Annotated in this window: 20 protein-coding genes and 1 pseudogene; 18 read left to right on the top strand and 3 right to left on the bottom strand. The window is 45.0% G+C overall.

The features are described 5' to 3' along the window. Positions 1-359 precede the first annotated feature (359 nt). Complete coding sequence (locus SCACP_RS15170) at positions 360-1,976, top strand: amidohydrolase (RefSeq protein ID WP_425058326.1); 1,617 nt, start codon at positions 360-362, stop codon at positions 1,974-1,976. Positions 1,977-2,124: 148 nt separating this feature from the next. Here the strand turns inward: SCACP_RS15170 and SCACP_RS15165 are convergent, their stop codons facing one another. Then, positions 2,125-2,667 (bottom strand): hypothetical protein, encoded by a 543-nt coding sequence (locus tag SCACP_RS15165; protein WP_425058325.1) that lies wholly within the window; start codon positions 2,665-2,667, stop codon positions 2,125-2,127. 512 nt (positions 2,668-3,179) lie between these two features. Here SCACP_RS15165 and atoS point away from each other — a divergent pair. From atoS to SCACP_RS15080, 17 genes are all read left to right on the top strand, one after another. Continuing rightward, positions 3,180-5,024 carry a two-component system sensor histidine kinase AtoS gene (gene atoS / locus SCACP_RS15160; protein ID WP_425058324.1) on the top strand — a complete coding sequence of 615 codons (1,845 nt, stop codon included), beginning with the start codon at positions 3,180-3,182 and terminating at the stop codon, positions 5,022-5,024. Continuing rightward, complete coding sequence (gene atoC / locus SCACP_RS15155; RefSeq protein ID WP_425061420.1) at positions 5,011-6,402, top strand: acetoacetate metabolism transcriptional regulator AtoC; 1,392 nt, start codon at positions 5,011-5,013, stop codon at positions 6,400-6,402. The genes atoS and atoC overlap by 14 nt, the downstream gene beginning before the upstream one ends. Positions 6,403-6,631: 229 nt before the next feature. Then, a complete protein-coding gene (atoD, locus tag SCACP_RS15150) occupies positions 6,632-7,291 on the top strand; it encodes an acetate CoA-transferase subunit alpha (protein ID WP_425058323.1) in 660 nt (219 codons plus the stop codon). 1 nt (position 7,292) lies between these two features. Beyond that, positions 7,293-7,946, top strand: coding sequence for a 3-oxoacid CoA-transferase subunit B (locus tag SCACP_RS15145; protein WP_425058322.1), 654 nt, complete (start codon positions 7,293-7,295; stop codon positions 7,944-7,946). 17 nt (positions 7,947-7,963) lie between these two features. Next, positions 7,964-9,289, top strand: coding sequence for a TIGR00366 family protein (locus SCACP_RS15140; protein WP_425058321.1), 1,326 nt, complete (start codon positions 7,964-7,966; stop codon positions 9,287-9,289). Between the two features lie 41 nt (positions 9,290-9,330). After that, positions 9,331-10,512 (top strand): acetyl-CoA C-acetyltransferase, encoded by a 1,182-nt coding sequence (locus tag SCACP_RS15135; RefSeq protein ID WP_425058319.1) that lies wholly within the window; start codon positions 9,331-9,333, stop codon positions 10,510-10,512. A gap of 577 nt (positions 10,513-11,089) precedes the next feature. Beyond that, on the top strand, positions 11,090-11,224 hold the full coding sequence (locus tag SCACP_RS15130; RefSeq protein WP_425058318.1) for a hypothetical protein: 135 nt from the start codon (positions 11,090-11,092) through the stop codon (positions 11,222-11,224). Beyond that, positions 11,205-11,393 (top strand): transposase, encoded by a 189-nt coding sequence (locus tag SCACP_RS15125; RefSeq protein WP_425058317.1) that lies wholly within the window; start codon positions 11,205-11,207, stop codon positions 11,391-11,393. The genes SCACP_RS15130 and SCACP_RS15125 overlap by 20 nt, the downstream gene beginning before the upstream one ends. 415 nt (positions 11,394-11,808) lie before the next feature. Further along, positions 11,809-12,447: a corrinoid protein gene (locus tag SCACP_RS15120; RefSeq protein ID WP_425058316.1), complete on the top strand. Its 639-nt coding sequence runs from the start codon at positions 11,809-11,811 to the stop codon at positions 12,445-12,447. Positions 12,448-12,462: 15 nt separating this feature from the next. Beyond that, positions 12,463-13,263, top strand: coding sequence for a methyltetrahydrofolate cobalamin methyltransferase (locus tag SCACP_RS15115; protein WP_425058315.1), 801 nt, complete (start codon positions 12,463-12,465; stop codon positions 13,261-13,263). Positions 13,264-13,305: 42 nt separating this feature from the next. Continuing rightward, entirely contained in the window at positions 13,306-14,529 is a 1,224-nt protein-coding gene (locus SCACP_RS15110) for an NAD/NADP octopine/nopaline dehydrogenase family protein (protein ID WP_425058314.1), read from the top strand. A gap of 48 nt (positions 14,530-14,577) precedes the next feature. Continuing rightward, positions 14,578-16,002, top strand: a complete 1,425-nt coding sequence (locus tag SCACP_RS15105) for a trimethylamine methyltransferase family protein (RefSeq protein ID WP_425058313.1) — start codon at positions 14,578-14,580, stop codon at positions 16,000-16,002. A gap of 214 nt (positions 16,003-16,216) precedes the next feature. After that, positions 16,217-17,008: an aspartate/glutamate racemase family protein gene (locus tag SCACP_RS15100; protein ID WP_425058312.1), complete on the top strand. Its 792-nt coding sequence runs from the start codon at positions 16,217-16,219 to the stop codon at positions 17,006-17,008. Between the two features lie 192 nt (positions 17,009-17,200). Then, the gene (locus SCACP_RS15095) at positions 17,201-18,526 is read left to right on the top strand and encodes an MFS transporter (RefSeq protein WP_425058311.1); all 1,326 of its coding nucleotides are present in this window, start codon (positions 17,201-17,203) and stop codon (positions 18,524-18,526) included. A gap of 300 nt (positions 18,527-18,826) precedes the next feature. Further along, complete coding sequence (locus tag SCACP_RS15090; protein ID WP_425058310.1) at positions 18,827-20,881, top strand: methyl-accepting chemotaxis protein; 2,055 nt, start codon at positions 18,827-18,829, stop codon at positions 20,879-20,881. Between the two features lie 78 nt (positions 20,882-20,959). Next, entirely contained in the window at positions 20,960-22,390 is a 1,431-nt protein-coding gene (locus SCACP_RS15085) for a trimethylamine methyltransferase family protein (protein ID WP_425058309.1), read from the top strand. Between the two features lie 465 nt (positions 22,391-22,855). Next, positions 22,856-24,082 (top strand): IS256 family transposase, encoded by a 1,227-nt coding sequence (locus SCACP_RS15080; RefSeq protein ID WP_425057712.1) that lies wholly within the window; start codon positions 22,856-22,858, stop codon positions 24,080-24,082. 217 nt (positions 24,083-24,299) lie between these two features. On the opposite strand, the pseudogene SCACP_RS15075 reads toward SCACP_RS15080, so the two are convergent. Both SCACP_RS15075 and SCACP_RS15070 read right to left on the bottom strand, forming a co-directional pair. Beyond that, a pseudogene (locus SCACP_RS15075) lies at positions 24,300-25,334 on the bottom strand (IS630 family transposase); the annotation flags it as partial. 69 nt (positions 25,335-25,403) lie between these two features. After that, positions 25,404-26,831: a sigma-54 interaction domain-containing protein gene (locus SCACP_RS15070; RefSeq protein ID WP_425058308.1), complete on the bottom strand. Its 1,428-nt coding sequence runs from the start codon at positions 26,829-26,831 to the stop codon at positions 25,404-25,406. Between the last annotated feature and the right edge of the window lie 114 nt (positions 26,832-26,945).

Genomic DNA, 26,945 nt, shown 5'->3' with positions numbered 1-26,945 from the left:
TTTTTTCTGGGCGTGTTGTTAGTAACGCTCCACCGCTGGCGCTTGACTTACGCTTATACTAACAACACGCCTGTACATCTTTATTGGATACTATATAGTTGCGCAAGTCAAAAGTAATTGTATATACTGAGACCACCAGATTGCAGAGGCAGGGTCGCGGACCGCCTATATCATGCAAATCTGGGATTTTTGTAAAAACGGAATCAGCTATTTGTCTGATAATGGATAATAGCTGATTTGTTTTTATTTAAGGATGTAGGTACACCTGTCCCTGTTCCTTGAAGGGATAACCCTTGTAAGAGAGAACTTTAACAATACCGGAAACTAAGGGAAAAATGATGCTGGGAGGCCGGTAGTGCATGACAACTCAACCTGATTTAGTGGTAATCAACGCCCGCATCTGGACCGGTGAACCTTCTTTGCCTTATGCTCAAGCTTTGGCCATCAAGGCCGATACGATTACGGCTGTTGGTTCGAATGATGAGATTCGCTTGATTCAGGGCAAAAACACCAAAGTATTGGATGCGGCAGGACACTTGGTTTTGCCTGGGTTTATTGATAATCATACCCATTTGATGGTAGGAGGGTTTCAACTCCTGTCACTTGACCTGCGCGAGGTTAAGAGCAAGGAGGAATTTATTCAAACCATTACCGCCCGCGCAGCTAATACTCCGAGCGGGTGCTGGATTACGGGCGGGGGTTGGAATAACGACCAGTGGGCGCAGGCCCAAACACCTGTTAAAGAATGGATTGACAGATTTACCCCGCATATTCCCGTTTTTGTCAGCCGTAGTGACCTCCATATCGGCTTTGCCAATAGTGCTGCTCTCAGCTTAGCCGGAATTAACAGGTTCACTGGTGATCCTGCGGGTGGTGCCATTGAGAGAGATCCTTATACCGGAGAGCCTACCGGCATTCTCAAAGACAACGCTATCAAGCTTGTGCAACAGTGTATTCCCACTCCTACGCAACAACAATATGACAAGGCACTTGCGGCAGCTATGCAACATGCAGCCCGGTTGGGAGTTACCTCAGTTCAAGATATAACCGCGTGGAGCGATTGGAATGACTGGGAAACCTTCCGACGCTTCCAACAACAACAGCAGCTTACCTTGCGCATTTATGCCCGTACCCAAATTACCGAGTGGAAAAAACAACTGGCACTGGTGGATGCAGGTTTTTGCAATGATGCCTGGCTGCGTTTGGGCGGGGTAAAGGGGTTTGTCGATGGCTCCCTGGGATCGGGGACAGCGCTCATGTTCGAGCCTTACGACGATGCGCCCGGAACCAATGGCTTACTGGCAGACCAGATGCTTCCTGAGGGAATAATGCGCGAGAGAATTGCCGCTGCTGATAAAGCCGGGTTGCCTGTCTCTATTCATGCTATCGGCGATAAAGCCAATCATTTGTTGCTTGATATATTTGAAGCTGTGATTAAAGAAAACGGGCCGCGGGACCGGCGGTTTCGCATTGAACACGCGCAGCATCTGCTGCCGGGTGATATTGCGCGGCTGGCGCGGCTGGGTATTCTGGCTTCGGTTCAGCCTGGTCATGTTTATGAAGACGGGTGCTGGGCCAAGAGCCGTATTGGCAGCAGACGTTGCCAAATGGCTTATGCCTTTCGTTCCCTCCTGGATGCCGGAGTCGCGGTTTCTTTTGGTACCGATTGGCCTGTTGTGCCGTTGAACCCCTTTTTGGGTATTTATGCGGCGGTAACCCGGCAGACACAAGATGGCCGGCATCCTGCAGGCTGGGTACCCGGACAAAAACTATCTGTCATAGAATCTCTGCGAGCATATACTAGCGGCAGTGCGTATGCTGAGTTTAGCGAAACCACTAAAGGGACGCTTAGACCAGGAAAATTGGCTGATCTGATTCTGGTTTCACAGGATATTTTGACTGTCCAACCGGAAGATATACCCAAGACAAGAGTATTGTGGACAATTGCCGGCGGCAAAATCGTCTATCAAGAATAACGAACGGTTCGGAAATGGCATTAGAAGGCAAAGAACCCGCGAATTCGCGGGTTCTTTGCGTTTATATTTGGAGAAAAATGACAGACTGCTCCCTGGTAGCATTAGTATAGTTACCTTCAGCCAGGACAGAGTCTTCGCCAGGAAAAGGTTAGAACTTATAGTTTACACCAAACCCTAAGCCATCAGCCGTTGCAGCACCGTCTTCTTTGTATGATTTGTAGCCAAGATGGAGGGCAGCCTGATTGTTTAACTTGTAATTTACTCCTGTTTGCCACTCGGTAGCAATACTGCTTGATGTCACAGAGGCGTAGCCGTCAAGTTTAGGGGCTAAGTTAGTATTGGCTCCTATACCGTAAAACATTTTATTTGGACCGTTACTGTAGTCCCGGTTGCCAACAATGAGGCGGATGTTCTGGTCGAGCTTATAGTGCGCATAGACATCAGTTGTCTTAGCGTCAGCGCCCGGAATAGAATAGGAGTTTCTTTCAATGCCGACAATCACTTTATCTGCGATTGCGTTTTCCAGATAGAAACTATCTGTGTCAATATTTTGTCCAGCTGCATCTAAGTCATAGTGATTGTAACCAATAGTGCTTTCGCCTTGCTGTAAGTCGGTAATCGGCGCGGCGAAGCTGACACTCGCTACTAACATGCTACCTGTGAGAATGGTCAAAATTTTCTTCTTCATCATATATCCTCCCGTAAAATGCTATTTACTATGGCGCCTACGATGGCTGTGCACCGGCTTGCCGGAAGCAGTGAGCGATGCTTACTGAAGAACCGGTGCTGTATCGCTGACCTATACAAACAATATCATGGAAATATGACAAAAATATGACAACGCTGGAAAAACTGCACGTCATTTACTGTAGAGCGTTGACACCACATGGAACACAGGTACAGTGTCCCATGTCCCTATTCATTGGCAAATATATGCTTAGAGCCCAACAGGGAAACAGTAATTTGTCTAATGTGGACAAATTACTGTTTTTTTAAGGTTGCCTTTGTCTTAAGATTGGACGGGAAGAAGGTTATCACCTGCAGCACAGTTAACGGAAATTTCCTGTTAGTATAGGTAAGAACATAGCAGGACATAGCGTTGCAGTCAGAGAAAACGTCTATCATTCACTCTGAAAAGGCACGTTATCCTGCGAATGTAGCTCAATGAGAAAAAACTTGCAACAGGAAAGAGAAGGAGGGCATATGAGACGTTTGTTGCCGCAGACCTTGCGAAATAAAATGATTTTGTTTACGTTGATCATAGTGAGTGTACCTATACTTGTTACCGGATATATTATTAAATTAAAGACACAAGAAGCACTATTGGCGGAAAAACAAGATAAACTGTTCGGTATTGCTATGCTGTTGGACAAGTATCTTGGCGAAGATTATAGCAGCATATTACAGAAAAAGCAGGCGCTGCATGCTGACCGAACGACCCAAATTAAAGTATTGAATGAAGCTTTGGAAAATTATACAGATACTGTTACCCGCGCTTATCCCGGAGTTGGGGCCGGTTACTACAGTAAAGAACTTGACGCAATCATTACTTACGGTCCAAGTGAGTATTATGCCGATAAAGTGGGCATTCCTATCGGACCGACTCATCCTGGCCGTAAGGTTATGAGTACAAGCGAACGGTTGGTTGAGTTTGCTCCTCTTGTCCGGGGAAACATTATGAACGCGATGATACCTATTGTACGCCATGGAGAAACAATTGGCTATATCTGGGCAAACGAGCTGACAGATGACATCCATGCGCAAATGGCGGCTATTGACTATAACATTTATTTGTCGGTAAGTATTGGAATTATTCTAAGTATGATTTTAATGTTTTGGATGACGCGGGGCTTTATCCATGATGTGGAGACCATTAAAGATGGACTCGAAAGTCTCAGATTTGATTTGCGAAAAGGGATTATTCCCATGCAGGGTGAGCTGGGGCAGATTAGTGACGCTATCAACCATATGGCACATTCGCTCGTGAATGCCCGGACATTAAACGAAAACATCATGCACAGTATTGCCGATGGTGTCATAACTGTCGATACTAATGGGATGATTACAAGTGTCAATAAGTCTGCTGAAACCCTAACAGGCTTTACGGTGGAAGAAATTATCGACAAACCTTACAAGGAAATCTTTTGTGAGGGCAAACACTTTAATAGTCTGCTTTTAGATACGCTGGTGACAGGAACAAATTATATCGGGATTGAGATGGATTATCCGGTCAAGAACAAGTATATTCATATAAGTATCAGTACCAGCCGGTTAAAGGACAGCACCGACAAAATCATTGGGGCAGTAGTTGTATTTAAGGATTTAACAGAGCAACACCGTTTGCAGACCCAGATGATTAGAGCCGAACGATTGGCTTCCTTAGGGGAATTGATGGCAGGTGTCGCCCACGAAATACGGAACCCGTTAACCGCAATCAAAGGATTTGTGCAATATCTGCAGAGTACTGACAGTGACCAAGAGCGACAAGAATACATGCCGATCATTATCAAAGAAGTGGACCGGGTAAACCGTGTTATTGAGACACTGTTATATTTTGCCCGGCCCTGTAAAACCGATTATAAGCTTGTAGAACTAAAAAGCTTAATTGAGGAAACACTCGTATTGGTTAAAAATACAGGCACAAGACGTAAAGTTGAGTTCAAGCTGCAGTTTGCTGAGACGCTGCCTGCTATCGAAGGGGATCCGGAGCAACTCAAACAGGTTTTCCTGAATTTGTTTATTAACGCCGTTCAGGCAATACAAGACCGGGGCATGATTGAGATTACAACCTGGCAGGAACACGGTAGTTTTGTTTATGTAAGGATTGCCGATACCGGCAGTGGCATTAAACCGGCGGATTTAGACAAGGTTTTTGATCCCTTTTTCACTACAAAAGCAACTGGAACCGGACTTGGGTTGGCGGTGGTGCAACGGATCATTAACGCGCATCATGGACAGGTCGATATCAAAAGTGATGTGGGCCGGGGGACAAGAGTTACCTTGCAATTTCCTGTTGTACAGCGTGGAGGCGAAGATAGTGAACAGTAATTATACGGTGTTAGTTGTTGATGATGAGGAGAGTGTGCGCAAATTATTAGCTGCTGTTTTAAAACGGGAAGGGTATCAAGTGGTGTGCGCTGACAGCGGCGAAGAGGCATTGGTCCAATTCAGGGCTGTTCAGCCTGAGTTAATCCTGATGGACATTCGCATGCCGAACATTGACGGAATAACAGCATTCAAGGAAATGCGAAAAATAAGACAAAATGTTACTGTTATTCTAATGACGGCTTATGCAGCCGTGGAAACGGCCGTGGAAGCCATTAAGCTAGGGGCATTCGACTATGTTATAAAACCGTTTGATATTGAGGAAGTAAAACTGTTAGTGAATCGGGCCATTCAATTAAGAAAAATGACCGAGAAAATTGACGTTCTAAACCGTCAGCTAGCTGAAAGTTATCGTTTGGACAAAATATTGACAAATAGTCCCAAGATGCAGGAGTTATGCAGAACAATCGCCAAAATCGCCCAGAGTAACGCCAGTGTGCTTATTACTGGCGAGAGCGGTACAGGCAAAGAGTTGATTGCCAATACAATCCACTATAACAGTAAGCGGAAAAATGGTCCTTTTATCAAGATCAACTGTGGGGCATTGCCTGAGGGCCTTTTGGAGAGTGAACTGTTTGGACATGAGAAGGGGGCGTTTACCGGGGCCGTTATGCGCCGGCCGGGACGGTTTGAACAAGCCGATCAAGGTACGATATTCTTGGATGAGATTGGGGAAATTTCGCCCAACTTACAGGTCAAGCTGTTACGCGTGCTCCAAGAACGGGAATTTGAACGAGTGGGTGGCAATGAAACCATTAAGACCGACATCCGGGTGATTGCGGCAACTAACCGTAATCTTGAAGAAATGGTAAAACAGGGGGAATTCCGGCAGGACCTGTATTACCGGCTGAATGTCGTGTGCCTGTCAGCTCCGCCGCTCAGGGAGCGTAAAGAAGACATTGAGCTATTGGCCGGGTATTTCTTGCAGAAATTTATGAAAGAAAACGACAAGGATATTATTGGCTTTGATCCAGACGCCTTAAGCCTCTTGGAAGACTACAGTTGGCCGGGAAATGTACGTGAACTGGCCAATGTGGTTGAACGTGCCGTTATTATGAGTACCGGCGGCATGATCTTCCCCGAAGACTTGCCTGAGAGTATCAGAGAGAGTAAAGACAGCCGGGAGAACCAACTAAAAAGTTCGCTTGGACTGGAAAAGGCGGCAGGGCAAACATTAAAAGAAATGATCAAGAAAGTCGAGTGTATGCTCATTAAGGAAGCGCTGCAGCGCAATCACGGCAATAAGGTAAAAACAGCCAAAGAATTAGGAATGAGCAGGCGTTCAATTTTGTACAAGATTCAAGAATATGAGCTGGATTAAGTATGCAAAAAAGTTCCCAATGCGCAAAAATTTGCGCATTTGCTCTGCGGGTTACCTAGGGAAAATGAGTTGCGAATCATTGTAGTTAACCTGGGAGAACCGGCTTCAAACCAGTAGTTGTGGACACACAAAAGGTCTTATCAATTTTCGATAAGACCTTTTGCTTTTTTGGCATGAAATATGCTTTTAGATAATTACGGATTTAAATTTAGTAATCAGGAGGTTGCACATGACAAACAAACAAGCGAGTATTGAGCAAATTTCCGAGTATCTAAAAGATGGAATGACGGTAATGGTCGGCGGTTTTTTGGCTGTTGGGACACCGGAAAGATTGATTGGTGCCATGATTGAGAAAAATGTTCAAAATATTACCTTAATTGCTAATGATACTGGCTTCCCCGCTAAGGGGGTGGGTAAGCTTGTAGTGAACCGTCAGGTCAAGAAGGTAATAGCCTCTCATATTGGCACTAATCCTGAAACCGGTAAACAAATGATTGCCAAAGAACTGGAGGTTGACTTAGTACCGCAAGGCACGTTAGCAGAAAGAATCCGCTGTGGCGGAGCCGGTTTAGGCGGTGTACTTACTCCGACTGGTGTTGGAACTGTGGTAGAGGAAGGTAAACCAAAGCTATGTGTTGACGGTGTCGAGTATCTTTTGGAAAAACCGCTCCGCGCCAACGTTGCTTTGATAAAAGCCAAAAAAGCAGATAAGGCCGGCAACCTGATTTATGATAAATCGGCCCGTAATTTTAATCCCTTAATGGCCATGGCTGCAGATGTAGTCATCGCCGAAGTGGATGAGCTTGTTGAAGTTGGAGCGATAAATCCCGATGAAGTCATGACTCCGGGCGTGGTAGTAGACAAAATTGTTTATTTGGGAGGCTGCTAAGATGAACGCAAAAGAGATGATTGCCAGACGTGTCGCTCTGGAATTGGAAAATGGTGATGTCGTAAATTTGGGCATCGGTTTACCGACAATGGTTGCCAATTACTTACCCGAAGGTGTTGACGTAATACTGCAGTCCGAAAACGGTTTTGTTGGCCTGGGCTCTTTAGCCGGGGCCGAGGATGACAATCTGGTAAATGCAGGAGGTCAACCGTGCGGGATTATTCCCGGCGGGGCCATGTTTGACAGTGCCCTGTCGTTTGCGCTAATCCGCGGCGGACATGTTGACGTTACCGTACTGGGCGGCCTGCAGGTAGATCAGAGCGGAAACCTGGCCAACTGGATGGTTCCGGGAAAAATGGTGCCGGGTATGGGGGGGGCCATGGATTTGGTGACAGGGGCAAAGAAAGTTATTATTGCCATGGAGCATTGTGCCAAAGACGGTTCTGCCAAAATCCTTAAAAAATGCAATCTGCCGCTTACGGGTAAAGGTGTAGTCGATTTGATTATTACTGAGCTTGGCGTATTTCGCGTGACCAAGGAAGGGCTTGTTTTAGAAGAAATTGCCGCAGGGGTGGATGTGGAATTTGTTAAAGCCAATACTGAGGCTGAGTTTATTATCAGCGAAAATCTCATACCGATGCAAAATATTTCGTAATAAGGGGGCTATACACAATGGTAGGAGTCATTTCAAAGTTTTTTACCAATATCGTAAACAAGTATCTGCCAGATCCATTAGTATTTGCAATATTGCTTACAATTATTACCTTCTTTCTGGGCATTACCATTACGCCGCACTCGGCCATGGATATGGTAAACATGTGGGGCGACGGATTCTGGAACCTGCTGGGGTTTGCTATGCAAATGGCCCTTGTTCTTGTCACCGGACATGCGTTAGCCAGTTCGTCTCCTGTTAAAAGAGCCATGACCCGGCTGGCTTCGGTGGCCAAAACACCGGCTCAGGGTGTGATGCTGGTAGGCTTCAGTTCTGCTGTAGCCTGCGCCATCAACTGGGGCTTCGGTTTGGTTGTGGGGGCAATGTTTGCCCGGGAAGTAGCCCGCCGGATTCCGAAATCAGACTACCGGCTGTTAATCGCCACCGCTTATATGGGCTTTTTGACCTGGCATGGCGGTTTATCTGCCTCAATTCCCCTGGTAGCTGCCACCAAGGGCAATCCGATGGAGAAAATAGCCGGGCTTATACCCATATCCAGCACCATTTTTACTACCTACAACATTTTTATTACTGTTGCCTTAATCATATTGGTACCCATGCTTGCACGGATGATGATGCCTAAAGAAAATGAAATCATTGCCATAGACCCCGCGCTCTTGCAAGATGACACTGCCGCGGTTGTCAAAGCATTAGGGCCAGAGGCTACCTGGGCTGAAAAAATCGAAGAAAGCCGTATTTTGGCGCTGGTGGTCGGGGTACTTGGCATTGTTTATCTCGGCGCATACTTTGCCAAAAAAGGTTTCGATATTAACGTCAATACGGTAAATATGATTTTCCTGACAGCTGGTGTTTTGCTGCATAAGACACCAATGGCTTATGTCCGTGCCATTAGTGCTGCTGCGCGTGGGACAGCCGGGATACTCATTCAATTTCCCTTCTACGCCGGCATTCAAATTATGATGGAACATTCAGGGCTTGGCGGTATTATTACCAACTGGTTTGTCAATGTTGCCACCGCTGAAACCTTTCCCATTATGGCCTTCTTTAGCTCGGCCTTAATCAACTTTGCCGTACCATCCGGTGGCGGGCACTGGGTTGTGCAGGGACCTTTCGTCATACCGGCGGCCCAGGCATTGGGCGCCGATTTGGGCAAAGCAGCAATGGCTATCGCCTATGGTGAGGCCTGGATGAATATGGCTCAGCCCTTCTGGGCGCTGCCGGCATTGGCCATTGCCGGCTTGGGTGTACGCGACATCATGGGGTATTGTGTAACGGCACTGATATTCTCCGGCGTTATCTTTATTGTTGGTTTGCATTTCCTATAGGCTGATGTGTTGATATATTGAACAAAACGGAGGTAAAGACAATGAGAGAAGTTGTTATTGTAAGTGCTGTACGCACGGCAATCGGTAGTTTTAACGGCTCCCTGGCGCCTTTTTCCGCAGCCGAATTAGGGGCAAAAGTAATCAGTGAAGCTATTTCCCGTGCCGGTATAGCGAAAGACAGTATTGATGAGGTTATTTTCGGCAATGTATTGCAGGCCGGTTTAGGGCAGAATCCTGCACGTCAGGCTGCCGTCAAAGCCGGACTGCCGCATGAAGTGCCTGCCTATACAGTTAATAAAGTTTGCGGCTCAGGTTTAAAAACAGTTGCTCTGGCAGCCCAGGCCATTATGGCTGGCGACGCCGATATCATTGTTGCCGGTGGTATGGAAAGCATGACCAATGCGCCCTATCTGTTGGACGCTAAATCCCGCTGGGGCTATCGTATGGGGAATTCCAAAGTTACCGACGTTATGATCCAAGATGGTCTATGGTGTGCGTTTAATGACTATCACATGGGGATTACTGCAGAAAATGTTGCGGAGAAATACGGAATTAGCCGTGACGAACAAGACCAACTGGCACTGGAATCTCAGGGCAAAGCGGCTAAAGCCATTGCCGATGGTGTATTTAAAAAGGAAATAATGCCTGTTACCATAAAAACTAAAAAAGGTGAAGTTGTATTTGATACCGATGAATATCCCCGGGCAGGTACAACTATCGAAGCGTTAGGAAAATTAAAACCTGCCTTTAAAAAGGACGGAACCGTTACGGCGGGTAACGCGTCAGGGATTAATGACGGTGCTGCGGCACTGGTAATTATGTCCGGCGATAAAGCTAAGGAATTTGGCATTACGCCTATGGCCCGGATTCGCGCTTGTGCTTCTGCAGGCGTTGATCCAAGTGTCATGGGAGTAGGACCTGTTCCTGCCACCCGTAAGGCCCTTGCTAAAGCCGGTCTAACCATCAATGATATTGACCTGATTGAGGCCAATGAGGCATTTGCGGCTCAGTTTCTTGCTGTTGGTAAAGAATTAGGCTTCGCCAAAGACAAAGTAAATCCTTATGGCGGGGCAATTGCTCTTGGTCACCCGATTGGCGCCAGTGGTGCACGGATTTTAGTAACTCTTCTCCATGCCATGGAACATAAAGATGCAAAACTTGGTTTGGCTACTCTGTGTATTGGCGGCGGTCAGGGTATTGCCGCTATCGTCGAGAGAATATGAGGCTGTTTTTGAATAGCCAAGCATAAAATTGCACATCCGGAATGGCCAGGAACCCGCCGTTCATTTCAGCCGGTAGCCACTGAAAAAGGCATCAAACTTGAGTTTGCCGGTACAGACAATCTTTTTATTCAGGCTGATATGGTATTCCGGCGATGAGGATAAGTGCGTCACGCAAGAAGATAAGCTTTGACAAGCAGGACCTTTAGAACGCGAATCTAGGGTAGTTGCCTGCGATAACTCTTTTTTGTGTCAGATGGCTTGCCGAATAACAGTGTACCAAGGAGGATAATCTGTTGCGATCTAGTAATTAAAGATATAGATTATTGTCGAAAATACAATTATTACAGACGCGCAGCAGAAACCTTTGGATTAAGTACCCATTGTGCAAGGTATCGAGAAAGAGGGGGCGACTGTGTGAAGGCAATAAAAAACCAGCCGAGTCTCAAGAAGTGAATAACTCAGGACGGCCGGTTTGATTCCTTCCACGGAGTCGTTACACTAAAGTGAGCCATTGCTCCGGGCGAGCAAGTGTCGCCAAAATATCGTGCAGCGAAGCCGGAAGATTCCGTTTTGTGCCTTGAGCGAAGCGAAAGGAATGGTTGGCTATCTGAACTATGAAACTGGAGAAGTTTACTGCGAAGAACATGAATCTTATGATGCAGAAGTATTTCTTGGTTTCCTGAAAAATGTAAATGTTTCTGCCAGCATATAGCCCGAACTTAAATTTAATCGAAGGCTTATGGAAATGGCTGAAAGAAAAAGTCATTTACAATGTATTTTATAAAACGGTTCCTGAAATCAGGGAAAATGTAGAGGCATTTCTGGCTGCTATTAGTATTGAGCCAGAATCTGTTATCCAACGGCTTTGTTGTAAGCTTTAATTATACAAAAAACTTAATTCAACTTATATAGTTCTGACAGCTAAGATCATAATGGCTAAAAGTGAAGCGCAATTGAATCAGTCTGCTTCGGATACGAATCGGAATGTCGCTCAAAACCATAAATTACCGGGTATATTCGAACACCTTATTATCTGAACTTTGTTAAAAATCAAAATAAATAAAATACCGGAAAAGCTTTGCTTTTCCGGCATTTTATTTATTCTCCGGAAGTAATATTTTGCGTATTTATTAAAATTGGCATGGAAGATGCATTAATAGTAAGGTGTAAGCATTAATACGATTACTATTTCCCAGTAGTGTTTTGTGTAGTTTTGGGGGTGGTACGCGCAGTTTGTCACAGATTATTGGCAGGGAGAGGGTTTTACTATTATCTAATAGGATGGAGGCAGTTGAAATGAGTGATTTTAAAAAAGTAGCAGAAGCAGTATTTGAGGGTGACCCTGAAAGTGTACAGAGTCTTACTCAGCAATTAATTGATGGTGGTGCGGCTCCGATGGATATTGTCAACAACGGGCTGTTGGCAGGCATGGATATTGTGGCGCCTAAGTTTAAAGCTGGTGAAATGTTCATTCCTGAGGTTATGATGTCGGCTAAGGCGTTAGCAGAAGGCATGAAATTAGTAAAACCGCTGCTTTCGACAGCCGATTCGGCAGGTATGGCCACCTTTTTGATGGGGACGGTAAAAGGAGACTTGCATGATATCGGCAAGAACTTGGTTGTTATGATTCTGGAAAGCGGCGGCTTCAATGTTGTTGATCTGGGGGTTGACATATCGCCAGAGCAATTCGTGGAAGCGGTAAAAGAACATAAACCGCAGATTGTGGGCATGTGTGCGCTGCTAACAACAACCATGATGGCGATGAAGGAAACAATTGATGCCCTTGCCGCAGCCGGGTTAAGAGACAGTGTCAAGATTCTGGTTGGCGGTGCGCCTTTATATCCTGAGTTCGCCGAAAAGATTGGCGCCGACGGCTATTGCGTGGATGCCGTGGCATGCAAGGAAATGGCTACTGCTTTGGTGGCAAAACATTAAACTGGAGGAATCGTTTTGGTAATTGTAGGCGAATTAATTAATACCAGCCGTAAGTCTATTAGTGAAGCGGTAGATAACAAAGATGCCCGGGTTATCCAGCAGATAGCGCTGGAACAGGTCGAAGCCGGCGCCCATTATATCGATGTTAACTGCGGTAATAAGGTTTTCAATGAGCTTGAGAATATGCGGTGGCTGGTAAATACCATCCAGGAAGCAGTCAAAGTTCCCTTATGCATTGACAGCCCCAATCCGCAGGCTTTGGAAGCCGGTTTGGAGTTGGTAAAGTACGGAACACCCATGATCAACTCCATAACAGATGAAGGCCCCCGCTTTGATGCCGTCATACCGCTGGTACAAAAATACAAGGCGAAAATCGTAGCCTTATGCATGGATGACCGTGGCATGCCTGACACCGCGGCTGACCGCATGCGGGTAGTAAAAAGCCTATATGCAAAATTGACTGCCGCTGGGGTCAAGGACGATGACATTTATTTTGATCCCCTGGTCAAACCGGTTAGCAGTGTGGGGACAGCCGGGGTGGAAGTACTGGAAACCATCCGGCTGATCAAAGAACAGTATCCCGGCGTGCACTTTATGTGCGGACTAAGCAATGTGTCTTATGGATTACCTAACCGCCAATACCTCAATCGGTTGTTTGTATCGCAAACCATGGCTGCCGGTATGGATGGCTATATTCTGAATCCGACAGACAAGGGAATGATGGGACTCATTTATGCCGCAAAAACACTGCTGGGGCAGGATGAGTACTGCATGGGCTACATTAAAGCCCATCGCAAGGGATTCTATGAGAAATAGTCTGTAAAATTGAATATTAACATATTTATGGAGGAAATAACAATGAAAAACATGGAGTATTTAAAAGATAAACCGATCGCTGTACTGGGTGCAGGGGCTGTAGGCAAGGCCATTGCCGGCGATTGCGCTTTGGGCGGAGCGAAGGTTCGTATTTGTGATTTGCCGCCGTTTGCGGAAAAATCATTATTTGGAATCGAAAAATCAGGGATTAAATTTTTCGGCGACCAACTGAATCTGTATGGTTTTGAACGGCATGGCTGGGCTAAAATGGAAAAGGTTACCACCGATGTAGCTGAGGCGGTCAAAGGGGCAGGTCTAGTAGTTGTGGCAACGCCTTGTGCGGGACATAAACCGTTTTTTGAGAAATTAATCCCGGCATTAGAAGACGGGATGGTCATCCACATTTTTCCCGATAACTATGGTTCGCTGATTCTAAGAAGGATGATGCGGGAAGCAGGCTGCACCAAGCAGGTTATTATCGGTGGCTGGTCTAGTTCAACCTACGGCAGCCGTGTAGAAATCAAGGGCGGCGTAATTTTACCCCAGATTCGCGTGTACTACCGGGCCATCACCTTACGGGGCGCAGCCATGCCGGCTTATGATACCGAAGCCTTCATTGAAAGCTCAAAATACCTGCCCTCGATGGATGCAGTAACTTATGGACAAGGCGCCGTTGCCGCTGATACGGTAATGGATACCGGTTTTAGCAATGTTAATCCGGTGCTTCACTGCCCTGGCACCATTTTAGGTGTAGGCGTTATGGAAAACTTCGGTGTTATTTTTGGCGAGGATAAATATAAATTTAGCATTTATTCACACGCCTATTGTCCGTCAATTTCTGAGGTGCAATATGCCTTCTATAAAGAGGAATGCGCTTTGGCCGAAGCCATGGGTGTCGGCATTCAGCCATACAGAAAAGAACAGTTTTTCTCTCGGGAAAACGTGTTAGGAGCCGAATATATGGGTGAAGATTATGTTATTCCGTTTGACCAGCAAGATCCGATTCAATTTGGCACCGGCCCGTTCACCATGGAAAATAGATATATTACCGAAGATATTCCCGTAGGCTGTCATGTCTATCATGAGTTAGGCAGGAAATTCGGGGTAAAGACGCCGGTAATTGATTCGATGATTAATCTGGCTTCGGCAATCCTGCAAAGAGATTTCTATCAACTAGGCTATACCCTGGATTATCTGGGTATTGGTCATATGAACAAAGAAGAAATGAACGCTTATCTGCGTGAAGGAGTGTATAAAGCAAAATAGTATTCCATGCGCATTTTAGCGTAGAAGGAAAGGAACGTGAGAACATAGATGACTGCGCCAATTAAACGGAATATTGAGTTTTCTGTCCTTGATGAGGAGAAAATTCATAGGATTCATGAAAAAAGCCTGTATATAATGGAAAATGTCGGCATGAAAATAACCGGGGAACGTACCGTAAAGCTTTTGTTAGGCAACGGCGCGACTGTGGGCGAGGATGGCCGAATCCGTATCCCGCATAAACTAGTTGACCGGGCTCTTAAGGCTGCTCCCAAAGAAATAACACTGTATACCCGTGATGGGGCACCGGCCATGGTGATTAATAGTGAAAATCAAGTGTATTTCGGTACCCATTCAGACCAGTTAGAGATCGTGGATCCCTTTACCAATACGGTGCGTCAATTTCTGAAAAAAGACATTAAAACCATGTGTAAGGTTGCCGACTATCTGCCGAACATCTTTTTTGTATTATCGGTAGGCATGACGGCAGATGTTGACCCGAAAGTTCAGACCCAAAGCACCTTTATTGAAACCGTAAAAAACTTCAGTAAAACAATCAATTTTTCCAGCAATGATATTCAATCTCTGCAGGATGTCATTGATATTGCCGCTGATATCGCAGGCGGCTTGGATAAATTGCAGGAAAAACCGTTTATCTTCAATTATTGCGAACCCATACCGCCGTTGACTCATCCGCTGGAAAGCACCGAAAAAATATACATCAGCGCGGAAAATCGCATACCCTTTGTGTATATGCCCTATTGTATGATGGGGGGGACATCCCCGATGAGCAAAGCGGCCACTTTGGCCCAGTGCAATGCAGAAGCGCTGGCAGGATTAGTTATCAGCCAACTGGTTAGCGAGGGCGCTCCCTTTATTTATGGCGCCATGCCGTCTGTTTTTGACATGCGGACAACCATTGGCAGTTATGCTGCGCCTGAGTTCCATCTAAACATAGCCGCTATGGCCGATTTAGTCGCCTATTACGGTCTGCCTTTCTATGGCACGGCAGGTTGTTCTGATGCCAGGGTCATTGATGAACAGGCGGTATCGGAAGCCACCTTTCAAATATTTTCCACCATGCTAAGCAAGGCTAATCTTATTCACGATGTGGGTGTAATGGATCATTGTAAAAATGTTTCCCCCGAACTAGTTGTTTTGGCTAACGAAATTATTGAAGGATTAAAGTACTATACTGCGGGTATCGATGTAGCAGAAGAAGATTTCGCCATTGATATAATAGAAAAAGTAGGCCCAGGCGGGCATTACTTGACAGAAACGCATACCAATAAGAATTTCCGCAAAATATGGTATCCCAGTCTGTTTAGCCGGAAGATGAATAATGAAGACTTCTCGGAAGTAAGTGGCAAGATTAAGGATAAAATCAAAGACATCCTGGAAAATCACGAAGTTCCCAAACTCGATGATGTTGTATTAAAGAAATTGGAGAAATGGGAGCAAAGGTTCGGTCTATAGGTTTTTCATCCTGAACGAAAATATGATTTTTGCTCAGGATGAAGGTAACATCGGTTTCTGCTTTTGCCAAGGCTCGGTGCAAGGCATGTTTTCTTCACCAGGGTTTAGTCAAAACGTAGTTGTGTGCAAAGATTGTGTTTGGCTAAACCCTGTTTCAAATTCGGCAGGAACAACTGACAAAAACTAAGAAGTAAAAAAAAGGAGGCAATTTGCAATGATTTTTTGGCAAAATCGCGATATGGGGATTAATTATATTAAAGCCCGGAAAAACCATGTGTGTTATGGAATGGGTTTAGGAATTTTAGTGCTAAATGACGCTTATCCTGGTTTCCCCGGCGATGTGCGCAATGCCAGTGCTTTTCCGTATCCGATACAATATGAGATTGCTGAAGGGGTAACCAATAAAACATTAGTGTATGACAAGAATCCGGCGCAGTGCCGGGAAGCGGTAATCGCTGCCGCCAAAAAGCTGGAACGGCTGGGCTGCAGGGCAATTGCCGCTGAATGTGGATACTTTGCCTTTTTTCAAAAAGATGTGGCCGGAGCCGTTGATGTACCGGTATTTATGTCAAGCTTACTACAGGTTCCTTTTATTCAGCAAGTTATCGGCCCGAAGAAATTTGTCGGCATAATCTGTGCCCAAAAACAGTTCCTAAGTGAAGAACATCTAAAAAATGTCGGCATTACGCCAGGAAGTAATTATATAATAGCTGGGGCTCAGGATGAATATGGCTGCACGGAATTTGATAATTTGTGGAACCCGCTGAAGCGGCCTGAATGTCCGGAAGCCTATTTCGATAAAGCCGAGCAGCAGATGGTCAATACAGCCAAAGCTTTTGTTGCAGCAAATCCTCATATTGGCGCAATTATGTTGGAATGTACAGGTATGCAGCCTTTCGCCCGGGCGATTCAGCGGGAAGTTGATCTGCCGGTATTTAGTTGGGGAACACTCTTAGACTATGCTTTTTCGGTAGTAGCTCATCGCGATTATTATGGTCATGTCTAATATTTGTGGGCATTACCTAATGTGTTGAAGTGTGCTTACTCAAATCGGCAAATTGTGCCCAAAATATTCTGAATAAAATGACAATGCCACCCGCCTCTAATATTGTCGTTCAAAAAAAAGTGCATTATATGGCCGCCCATCGTAGCCCAAGGCAATATATTTTCCCTGAAAAATATGCGAGGAGGTTATTTAATGAATGCAAGCAATATAATCAAGTTTGACGATGTACCATTAAATAAATTTCATATAAAAATGACTGGCATTACATTTGCCGCTCACTTTACCGATGGTTTTTCCCTGGGCGTTATTGGCATAGCACTTACTGCTATTACTCCCCAAATGGGACTTTCGCCTTTTTGGCAGGGACTTATAGGAAGTTCTGCCTTAATTGGCCTGTTTTTGGGAAGTTTGATTCTTGGCTGGGTTTCCGATTACTATGGGCGTAAAAAAATATTTATGTTCAATTTTGTGCTAATTGCTGTCGCCACTGCACTGCAGTTTTTTGTGCAAACCCCTGAACAACTATTTATTTTGAGGATTATCATCGGCATTGGGCTTGGCGGGGACTATAGCGTTGGCCATACCATGTTGGCCGAATTTTTACCGCGCAAGCATCGCGGAGCCATATTGGGATCGTTCAGTGTTATTTGGACATTTGGCTATGTGTTGGCAAGCTTTTTGGGGATGTATTTACACACTACACTGGAAAATTCATGGCGTTGGCTGCTTGTGTCGGCATTTCCTCTTGCGCTGTTTGTCCTTCTTTACAGACTTGGAAGTCCTGAATCACCCAGATGGTTATTAAGACAGGGACGTACCGAAGAAGCAATGGCAATGGTTAAGAAGTATTTGGGAGAAAATGTAGTGCTTGACGACGAACAGCCTGAACAAAAAACGGGTAAATTCAGTGACTTGTTCAGCAGAAGACTAATCACTCGTACACTGTTTAACTGTATCTTTTTCATGTGTTTGGTAATTCCTTACTTCGCCATTTACACATTTCTTCCAGATATTCTAAAAATAATGGGCTTAGCTGAAAATTTTACCACCAACATGCTGTTAAATGCCTTGTTGATACTTGGTGCTCTGTTAGGTATTTGGTGGACAATAAAATTTACACGTCGTGGATTTCTCATCAATTCTTTCATCTTTTTATCGATTACCCTGCTTGCTTTAGGCCTGCTGCCAGCTACTGCTAAAATGCTGATGGTTGTCACTTTTGCCGCCTTTACTTTAGTTATGTCAGCCGTATCCAATTTGGTAGGGGTTTTTCCGGCGGAAAGCTTTCCTACAGATGTCCGTTCTTCCGGCGTGGGGCTGGCTACCGCTGCCAGCCGGCTGGGGGCAGCAGTGGGAACCTTTTTGCTGCCGATGAGTATTGCTAATTTGGGGATGAATTATACACTTCTCTGGCTTACCGGCACGCTGGTAGTCGGCACCATTGTCTCTATTGCCTGGGCGCCGGAAACGAAAACATTAACGCTTGGTGAGGCAAGCACACCAGATAAAGTAGGTTAATTTCGCATAAAAAAGCGCCTGTCCAGAATGACAAAAGACAACAGCCTTGAGGGGGGACGTTGTCCCCCCAAGGTCTTTATCCAATCATATGTGCAAAATACTCTAAAAATGGAGGAATACAAATGACCAGAGTGAAAGTAGCCATTCCCTATCTTAGAAAAAAAAGGCCAGGAACAGGAAAGAGTAAATTACCATGATAATCGGTTACCATTATGGTATGCCGGCAGAAAAACTTAACAAGCTTAAAGCTTCCGCAAAATACAAGAGGCTCTTCTTGGTGAAAAGAGGTGTCCATCTTATATGGTGAGGGGTCGTATTAATTTTTCAAGTATGCAAAGTAAACTGATTGTAATTTTTTTATTGTTACTCCTTATACCTATTGTAATAATCAGCTTTATTGTTATGAATTTTACAGAGAGCAAAACGAAAGAGGATTTTATTACGTCTACGACAAAAGAAATGATACAGGTTAATAATACGATTAATACATTCTTTGAGGCAGTAAGTAAGAATTGTAATTATTTAGCGACTCATCCTGCTGTCACAAAGGCTGATACATCAATACGGTCATATTTGGATAAAGAAAAGCCTACCGTAAATAAGCCTTTGCAAACCCCAGGTGTTGAGCAGGATATTTATAATCTCTATGAACATTTTGCCCAAACTCATCCCGAATTTGCTTATGTCTATATGGCCACTACTGCTAAGGGATATATTCAATGGCCTGTGGCGGAAATTCCCGCTAACTATGACCCGGTTAGCCGGCCTTATTACAAAAGTGCAATGGACAATAGCGGTAAGGTGGCTAGAAGTAATCCTTATAGTTTCAATCAAAAGTATTACATAAGCACAACCAAAACGATTACCAATGCCACAGGAGAAGTTATTGGTGTTCAGGGGCTTGATGTAAGCCTGGAGGGTTTGACAAAGATAATAGGAGATATCAGGATTGGTGAAAAAGGGTACGTCATTTTGACGGATAATGAAGGAACTATTCTAGCGGATCCCAAACAACCGGAAAACAATTCTAAAAAAATCGCTGATATTCCGGCATTTAGTACACTGGCCCAAATGAATTCCGGTATTGCGGATATTAGTATCGACGGCGCAGATTATCTTGCCAACATCTTTACATCACCGGAAACAAATTGGCGATTGATTTCTATTATACCTGCTGACGAAGTGGCAGCAAGCTATAAAGAAATCAGCAATACCTTGCTAATTGTAGCTATAATTTGTTTTATTGTGGGACTCATTGTAGCCGTAGTAATGGGTCGTTCTATTACCCGGCCGCTGGTAGCATTAGCGGCGGTGGCGCAACAAGTGGCTGACGGCGATTTGCTTGCCACTGTGCAACAACGGGGTACGAAAGATGAAGTTGGCATTCTTGAAAATAGCATTGCCCAGATGGTCCAAAATCTGCGGGGAATGATTGGAAAAACCGCAAGTACGGCAGAACAACTGGCGGCCTCGTCTCAGCAGCTTACGGCCAGCGCTGATCAGTCGGCTCAGGCTGTGAACCAGGTTGCCAGTTCAGTTGCTGATGTGGCAAAGGAAATGGAGACGCAGCTGGCTGCAGTCGATGATACCTTTAAAATAGTAGAACATATGTCAGTCAGTATTCAGCAAGTGGCCGGCAATGCCAATGAAGCAGCTGGTAATTCCGTGCATGCAGTTGATAAGGCGGCTGACGGCGGTAAGACGGTGGAAACCGCTATTAGCCAAATGACTGCGATTGCACAAGCAGTCCAGGCAGTTGCAGAAGCGGTTACTAAGCTAAGTGATCAGTCTGAGGAGATCGGACAGATAGTAGATACTATTTCCGGTATTGCAGGACAGACAAATTTACTTGCTTTGAATGCAGCCATTGAAGCGGCGCGTGCTGGTGAACAAGGGCGCGGCTTCGCTGTTGTTGCCGAAGAAGTTCGTAAGCTGGCCGAACAGTCGCAAGAGGCTGCCCATAAAATTGGCGCAATGATTGGTCAAATTCAGGGAGACACAGTGCGAGTGGTGGACGTAATGAATGACAGTGCCCGGGAGGTTCAGATGGGAACCGAAATTATTAATACCGCCGGTCAAGCTTTTAAAGAAATCACAACGTTAGTAAATCAAGTATCCGACCAAGTCAAGCATATATCCACAGCGATTGAGGAAATGGCCCATGGCAGCCAGCAGATTGTCAGATCGGTCAAACAAATTGAGAATTTGAGCAAGCAAGCGGCGGGCGAAGCCCAGACGGTGTCGGCGGCAACCCAAGAACAGTCGGCATCCATGCAAGAAATCGCTTATTCCAGCCAATCACTTACTCAGCTTGCGCTCGAACTGCGGGAAAATGTTGCGAAGTTCCGGATTTAATAAACAACAGTTAGGCAAAAACTCCAATATATACTATAAAAAATATATTTTATAAAAAGAAAAAGGGGGAGCACACAAATGAAGCTTGAGCATATGGATGAAGATGTAAGGCAGATTCATGAAGCTTCTATGCAAATTCTGGAGAAAACCGGCATGAAATTTCATCACCCGGAAATCATTGAATTATTGCAACAGAAGGGGATAACGGTATTTGGACAAACGGCTTTTTTTACAAGGGAGCAAATTGCTGAGTGGGTGAGTAAAGCGCCGTCTGTCTTTACGCTTTATGCCCGTAACCCCCAATATGATATTGTGGTTGGCGGGGATAACGTTGAATGCTGCCCGGGCAGTGGATCGCCTGCTATTTCAGACAGTGACGGTTCAAAGCATCCGGCAATGATGTCTGACTATGTTAATTTTCTCAAGTTGTATCATCAAAGCGACATCTATAAAATGAATGGAGGTTTCGTGGTTCAGCCGGCAGATATGAGCGGAAAACACGGTATCTCCATGATGTTGTACGCCACCATTCTGCTTTCCGATAAAGGGATTATTACAGGTACTGGTCCGAGAGAAGAAGTGCAGGGCGTAATGGATATGCTGGGTATTGTGTTTGGCAAGGAAGAACTGATACAAAAACCCCGGGCGATAACCATTGTAAATACAAATACCCCGCTGCAGTTTGATAAGAATATGCTGGAAACCATGATGGTATTTGTTAAACATTCGCAGCCAGTCATTATCGCGGCCTGTTCAATGGCGGGAACCACTGCGCCAGTTACACTGGCGGGGACAATTGCTTTGACTAATGCAGAAGTATTGGCAGGTATTGCGGTTTCCCAAATGCTGAGAGAAGGAACTCCCGTTGTTTACGGCTCGCAGACCACCACCTCAGATATGAAGACAGGCAGTATTGCCATTGGTTCTCCGGAAGGGGCGTTGTGTTACGAATACGCGGCCCGCCTGGCAAAAGCCTATGGACTGCCTTGCCGCGGCGGCGGCTCGCTGACAGATGCCAAGTCGCTGTCGGTGCAGGCTGGCTATGAGAGTATGCTGACCTATTTAGTCACCCAGCGGGCAGGAATGAATCTTATCTTCCAGAGCTCTGGCATCATGGACGGCTATGCCTCCATGTCGTATGAGAAATTTATTGTGGACTTGGAAATAATCAAAATGGCCAAGCGTTATCTTGCGGGCGTTAAGGTAAATCACGATACGCTGGCGGTGGATGTCATCAATGAGGTTGGTATTGCCGGACAATTCCTCACTACCGACCATACCATGCGGCATTGCCGGAAGGAACCGTTTATACCTGAGATTAGTCTCAGGGGAACTGTAATCGGTGATCCCTCAGAACAGCTTCTTGAAAAAATAAGAAATAGGAAAGATAAGATGTTGGCAACATATCAACAGCCTGAGCTTCCTCAAGAAATACAGCAGCAATTGATCGAATATTTGGTGGATAAAGGGTTTGACGCTGAATACATTAAATCTCTGTCGCAAATGTAATACATTTATGACAATGATCCAGAGGAGGCGGATCGTGGATACTGTATTGATCATCAGTTACGGCACTCTGCTCCCGCTGATTCAAACCAAATGACGCAGATTTGCCTGCGTCATTTTTTGTCTGATAAAAAGCACAATTTTCGCTTGGATAAGGGCAACATCAGGTGTGCAGCGAATTTTGTGTAAATTGGAAATTCCTCATAGCAAGAAATAGATGGCTTTCCTGCGAAAGCAGGGTTATTCATTGGCCCTTAGCGACTGTTTTTCCCGGATAGGACGGAGGTATGCACGCGACAGCGTGAATGCCGATGGCCTATCTGGGAAATCTTATTTCGCGGGGCGATCAGATCGCATAACGGCCTTCAAAAAGCAACGCTAAGTGGTTTAAAACCATGTCCGAGGCTGTATTTTAAACCGTGTAAATGGGAATAATCTCCAATATAAAGAATAAAAGGAGATGGACCCATGACACAGTTAAACGAAAAAGAAATACAGCTTGTAGCACTGCTCAGTGAGGAGTGCACCACTCCCGCCGAACTAACGGCGAAGCTCAAGAATCTGTTTGCCGGTGCGCTGGAAAAGATGCTAGAAGCCGAAATGGATGAACACCTCGGCTATGAGAAGAACAGTGTTTTAGGCAATAACAGCGGCAACAGCCGTAACGGTTACGGCAAAAAAACAATAAAAAGCGAGTGGGGCGAAAGTGAAATCAGCGTCCCCCGCGACCGAAACGGCACCTTTGAGCCGCGAATTATCGAAAAACGGCAGACACGCACCGACGATATTGAAGCCAGGATTCTGGCGATGTACGCTAAAGGCATGTCCAATCGCGACATTGAAGATCATCTGCGCGACATCTACGGCGTAGAAGCCTCCGCCAGCCTAATCAGCCGCATCACGGACAAGATTATGCCAGCCGTTATGGAATGGCAGAGCCGCCCGCTTGACCCGGTGTATCCCATTGTGTTTCTAGACGGAATTGTGTTCAAAGTCCGCAAGGACAGCCGGGTTGTAAACAAATGCCTATACTCGGTTTTAGGTATCAATCTGGACGGCCGCAAGGAAATCCTCGGCATGTGGCTGTCGGAAAACGAGAGCGCCAGTTTTTGGACGACGATCTGCAACGAGTTGAAAAATCGGGGTGTGGAAGATATTTTGATTGCCTGCCGTGACAACCTTTCCGGCTTTTCCACCGCCATTGAGACGGTGTTCCCCAAAACCGAGCAGCAACTGTGCGTGATTCATCAAATCCGCAACTCCACAAAGTATGTACCCTACAAGGATATCAAGCCGGTTATGGCGGATTTGAAATTAGTCTATGCAGCGCCGACACAAGACGACGCGGAGTATCGTCTGGAGGAATTTCGTGAGAAATGGGGCAAGAAATACCCACAGATTGTAAAGTCCTGGGAGGCGAACTGGACGGAGCTGTCCACCTATTTCAAGTACCCGCAGGAGGTCCGGACACTGATTTACACCACCAACGCAGTGGAAGGTTTTCATCGGATGCTGCGCAAATATACCAAGACAAAGACGGTTTATCCCACCGACGACGCGGTCAAAAAATCGGTGTTCCTGTCGATACAAGAAATTTCCAAAAAGTGGAGTATGCCGATTCGCGATTGGGGAATTATAATAGGGCAGTTGATGATCTTCTTCGAGGACAGACTGCAAGCGCGGAAGGTCTCATAAACCCTATCGGGGCTCTGCCCCGAACCCCGAGGTTTATCGCTTTGGGTTTTCCGAGGCAAAGATAAGGAAAAGCGACACTCTCACATGAGCATCGCCGCCTCGCTAAACCTCATATGCCGCTCGGGTCGCACCTCTGCGTCGCCCTATCCTGCGCATGAGTAAAAGCAATATTAGTGTCCCCAAAATCTTGGATGTTTATTCCATTTACACAGTTAATGATACACTCCCAACTCCCCAGATTTTCTGGCTCAATACTAATAGCAGCCAGAAATGCCTCTACATTTTCCCTGATTTCAGGAACCGTTTTATAAAATACATTGTAAATGACTTTTTCTTTCAGCCATTTCCATAGGCCTTCGATTAAATTTAAGTTCGGGCTATATGGTGGCAGAAACATTAGCGTGAGTTGCTCTTGGTGCTCTTCTAAAAATGGCTGATGAAGCTTTGCATGATGATTTCGTGCATTATCCAGAATCAGGACAGTTTTGCCATTTGGATTTCTTAACAATACATTTTTCAGGAAACCAAGAAATACTTCTGCATCATAAGATTCATGTTCTTCGCAGTAAACTTCTCCAGTTTCATAGTTCAGATAGCCAACCAGTTTAACACCTTGATGCTTGCCGAAAGTCTTGATGATTCGCTGTTTGCCTTTTTCAAACCAAGTTTGATGAATCGCTTGATAGTCTCGAATCATGGACTCATCAACGAAAAGGATTTGTTGGATTTCATCATTCAGGAGTTTTTTTACTTGCTCAAAATCTTTTACAAACTGCTCTTGTTTCTGCTTGTCTGCTTGTGCAAGCACATAAGTTGGACGGGTATAGGAAAGTCCCATGCGCTCCAGCATTCCGGTAATTCCGCGAATCGAATAGTCATAGCCATATTCACGCTTGATGTACTTACCAATTAAACCAGCTGTCCAATTAAACTCTGCGGCAAATCCAACCTCCGAAGGAACTTTGTTAATAATCACTTGTTTTAATGCGACTCGTTGTTCGCTGGTAAATCTTGGCGGTCTTCCGGATATCGGTTTGTCAGGAATTCCTTCCAGTCCTTCTTTCTGATATATTTTGTGCAGATTACATACTGTATTGGCGGTTATGCCTACAATCGAAGCTACTTCTTTGCACGTCTTACCGGAAAGAAACAAATATAGTGCTTGATATCTCTTAAAAATTCTTGCTCTTTTCTCTGTATTCATGGCATTTTTAATTTCATTTAATTCTTCTTGCGATGCTCTCGTTCTCATGATTTGCCTCAATTCTATAAATGTCTTTATAAGAATATCGGTAATTTTATCCAAAATGTTTAATTCAATTTATATAGTATCATTGTTATGGCAATATTTCTCAATCAGCCGGTGCGCTCTGCTCTGACTGATATTCAATGCATGTGCAACCTTACGTGAACTGCCATATTTGCGAAATGCCTCCACAATCATTTTACGCTCCAACTGAGTGACGGCCATATCCAGTCCGCTTGTTTGCGGTTCATCTTCTTCGCTGATCTGTAGTCTCTTGGAAAATGCCTCGGAAAAAACTTTTGGCAAATGACAAACATTGATAACCGAATCCTCAACAACCACAACAAGCCGTTCGATCATGTTTTCAAGTTCCCGGATATTTCCCGGCCATGAATAAGCCAGCAAAATGTCCCGGCACTCAGGCGATATGCTATGTTTTTTTTTATACTTTTTGTTAAATTGATTTAAAAAGTAATAGATAAGCGCCATAGTATCATCAGGCCGTTCTCTTAACGGCCTTAATTCCATTTCAATAACATTCAGCCGATAGTATAAATCTTCACGGAAAGTTCCGAGATCTATCATCTGTTTAATGTTTCTGTTGGTAGCGGAAATAATCCGGCAATCGGCTTCTTTCACCTGACAACTGCCGATAGGTATAAAGCGTCGCTCTTGAATAACTTCCAAAATCTTTCCCTGTAGGCGCAGCGGCAATTCCGCTATTTCATCCAGAAATAAAGTCCCCCCATTAGCCAGTTCAATAAGGCCTTTCTTGCCCTTTTGCAGCGCACCGGTAAAAGCCCCTCCCGTATAGCCAAACAGTTCTGACTCAATCAGTTCTTCAGGAATGGCCGCACAATTAATGCTAATAAACGGCCCATCTTTGCGCGAGCTAATCCTATGGATATTCTTAGCAAGAGCACTCTTCCCCGTCCCTGTCTCACCCAGAATTAAAATATTAACATCTGTCGGCGCCACTTTTTCCACTAATTGCATCAAGTCTTTCATCTGTCGGCTATTAGCCATAAGCTTAACATTGCGCAATTCTTTCTTTCTTAATACCACAACCTCGTCTTGTATTCGCGCCAACAATTCCTTGGTTTGCTCTAAATCCCGCTTCGTATCTTCCAGTTCTTGCACATCCCGGCAGTTCTGCACCAATAGTTCAATGTTTCCGTCTGCGTCATAGATGGGAGTATTCGTTACCAACATTTTGGCTCCAGTTCGCGTTGTTTGTTCCAAAGTATGTTGATCGGTACTACGAAGTGTAATCGGGGCAGTAGGCGGATAACATCCAACTTTCTCCATGAATTGCCAGGAGTCTTTGCCGATTACATCTTTTGGCTTAATTCCGTAATACTTCTCACAAGCTTTATTGGCATAAATGGTTACACCTTTACCATCTGTAGCGAAAATCGCATCATGCGAGTTATCTAAAATCTTTAATAACGTTTCTTTGCTCAACTGACACTTGTCAGTTTCAACATTCCTAGACTCCTTCACACAGTCGCCCCCTCTTTCTCAATACCTTGCACAATGGGTACTTAATCCAAAGGTTTCTGTTGCGCGTCTGTAATAATTGTATTTTCGACAATAATCTATATCTTTAATTACTAG

The organism is Sporomusaceae bacterium ACPt (assembly GCA_041428575.1).
In the GTDB taxonomy this organism is placed as follows: Bacteria; Bacillota; Negativicutes; order Sporomusales; family Sporomusaceae; genus Sporomusa_D; species Sporomusa_D carbonis.
The sequence above is the reverse complement of the archived record's forward strand: the minus strand, read 5'-3'. Positions and strand labels throughout refer to the sequence as shown.

Coding starts and splice junctions, on each gene's coding strand:
- SCACP_RS15170 (WP_425058326.1), top strand. CDS start 360: ATGACAACTCAACCTGATTTAGTGGTAATCAACGCCCGCATCTGGACC.
- SCACP_RS15165 (WP_425058325.1), bottom strand. CDS start 2,667: ATGATGAAGAAGAAAATTTTGACCATTCTCACAGGTAGCATGTTAGTA.
- atoS (WP_425058324.1), top strand. CDS start 3,180: ATGAGACGTTTGTTGCCGCAGACCTTGCGAAATAAAATGATTTTGTTT.
- atoD (WP_425058323.1), top strand. CDS start 6,632: ATGACAAACAAACAAGCGAGTATTGAGCAAATTTCCGAGTATCTAAAA.
- SCACP_RS15145 (WP_425058322.1), top strand. CDS start 7,293: ATGAACGCAAAAGAGATGATTGCCAGACGTGTCGCTCTGGAATTGGAA.
- SCACP_RS15140 (WP_425058321.1), top strand. CDS start 7,964: ATGGTAGGAGTCATTTCAAAGTTTTTTACCAATATCGTAAACAAGTAT.
- SCACP_RS15135 (WP_425058319.1), top strand. CDS start 9,331: ATGAGAGAAGTTGTTATTGTAAGTGCTGTACGCACGGCAATCGGTAGT.
- SCACP_RS15125 (WP_425058317.1), top strand. CDS start 11,205: ATGTTTCTGCCAGCATATAGCCCGAACTTAAATTTAATCGAAGGCTTA.
- SCACP_RS15120 (WP_425058316.1), top strand. CDS start 11,809: ATGAGTGATTTTAAAAAAGTAGCAGAAGCAGTATTTGAGGGTGACCCT.
- SCACP_RS15110 (WP_425058314.1), top strand. CDS start 13,306: ATGAAAAACATGGAGTATTTAAAAGATAAACCGATCGCTGTACTGGGT.
- SCACP_RS15105 (WP_425058313.1), top strand. CDS start 14,578: ATGACTGCGCCAATTAAACGGAATATTGAGTTTTCTGTCCTTGATGAG.
- SCACP_RS15100 (WP_425058312.1), top strand. CDS start 16,217: ATGATTTTTTGGCAAAATCGCGATATGGGGATTAATTATATTAAAGCC.
- SCACP_RS15095 (WP_425058311.1), top strand. CDS start 17,201: ATGAATGCAAGCAATATAATCAAGTTTGACGATGTACCATTAAATAAA.
- SCACP_RS15090 (WP_425058310.1), top strand. CDS start 18,827: ATGGTGAGGGGTCGTATTAATTTTTCAAGTATGCAAAGTAAACTGATT.
- SCACP_RS15085 (WP_425058309.1), top strand. CDS start 20,960: ATGAAGCTTGAGCATATGGATGAAGATGTAAGGCAGATTCATGAAGCT.
- SCACP_RS15080 (WP_425057712.1), top strand. CDS start 22,856: ATGACACAGTTAAACGAAAAAGAAATACAGCTTGTAGCACTGCTCAGT.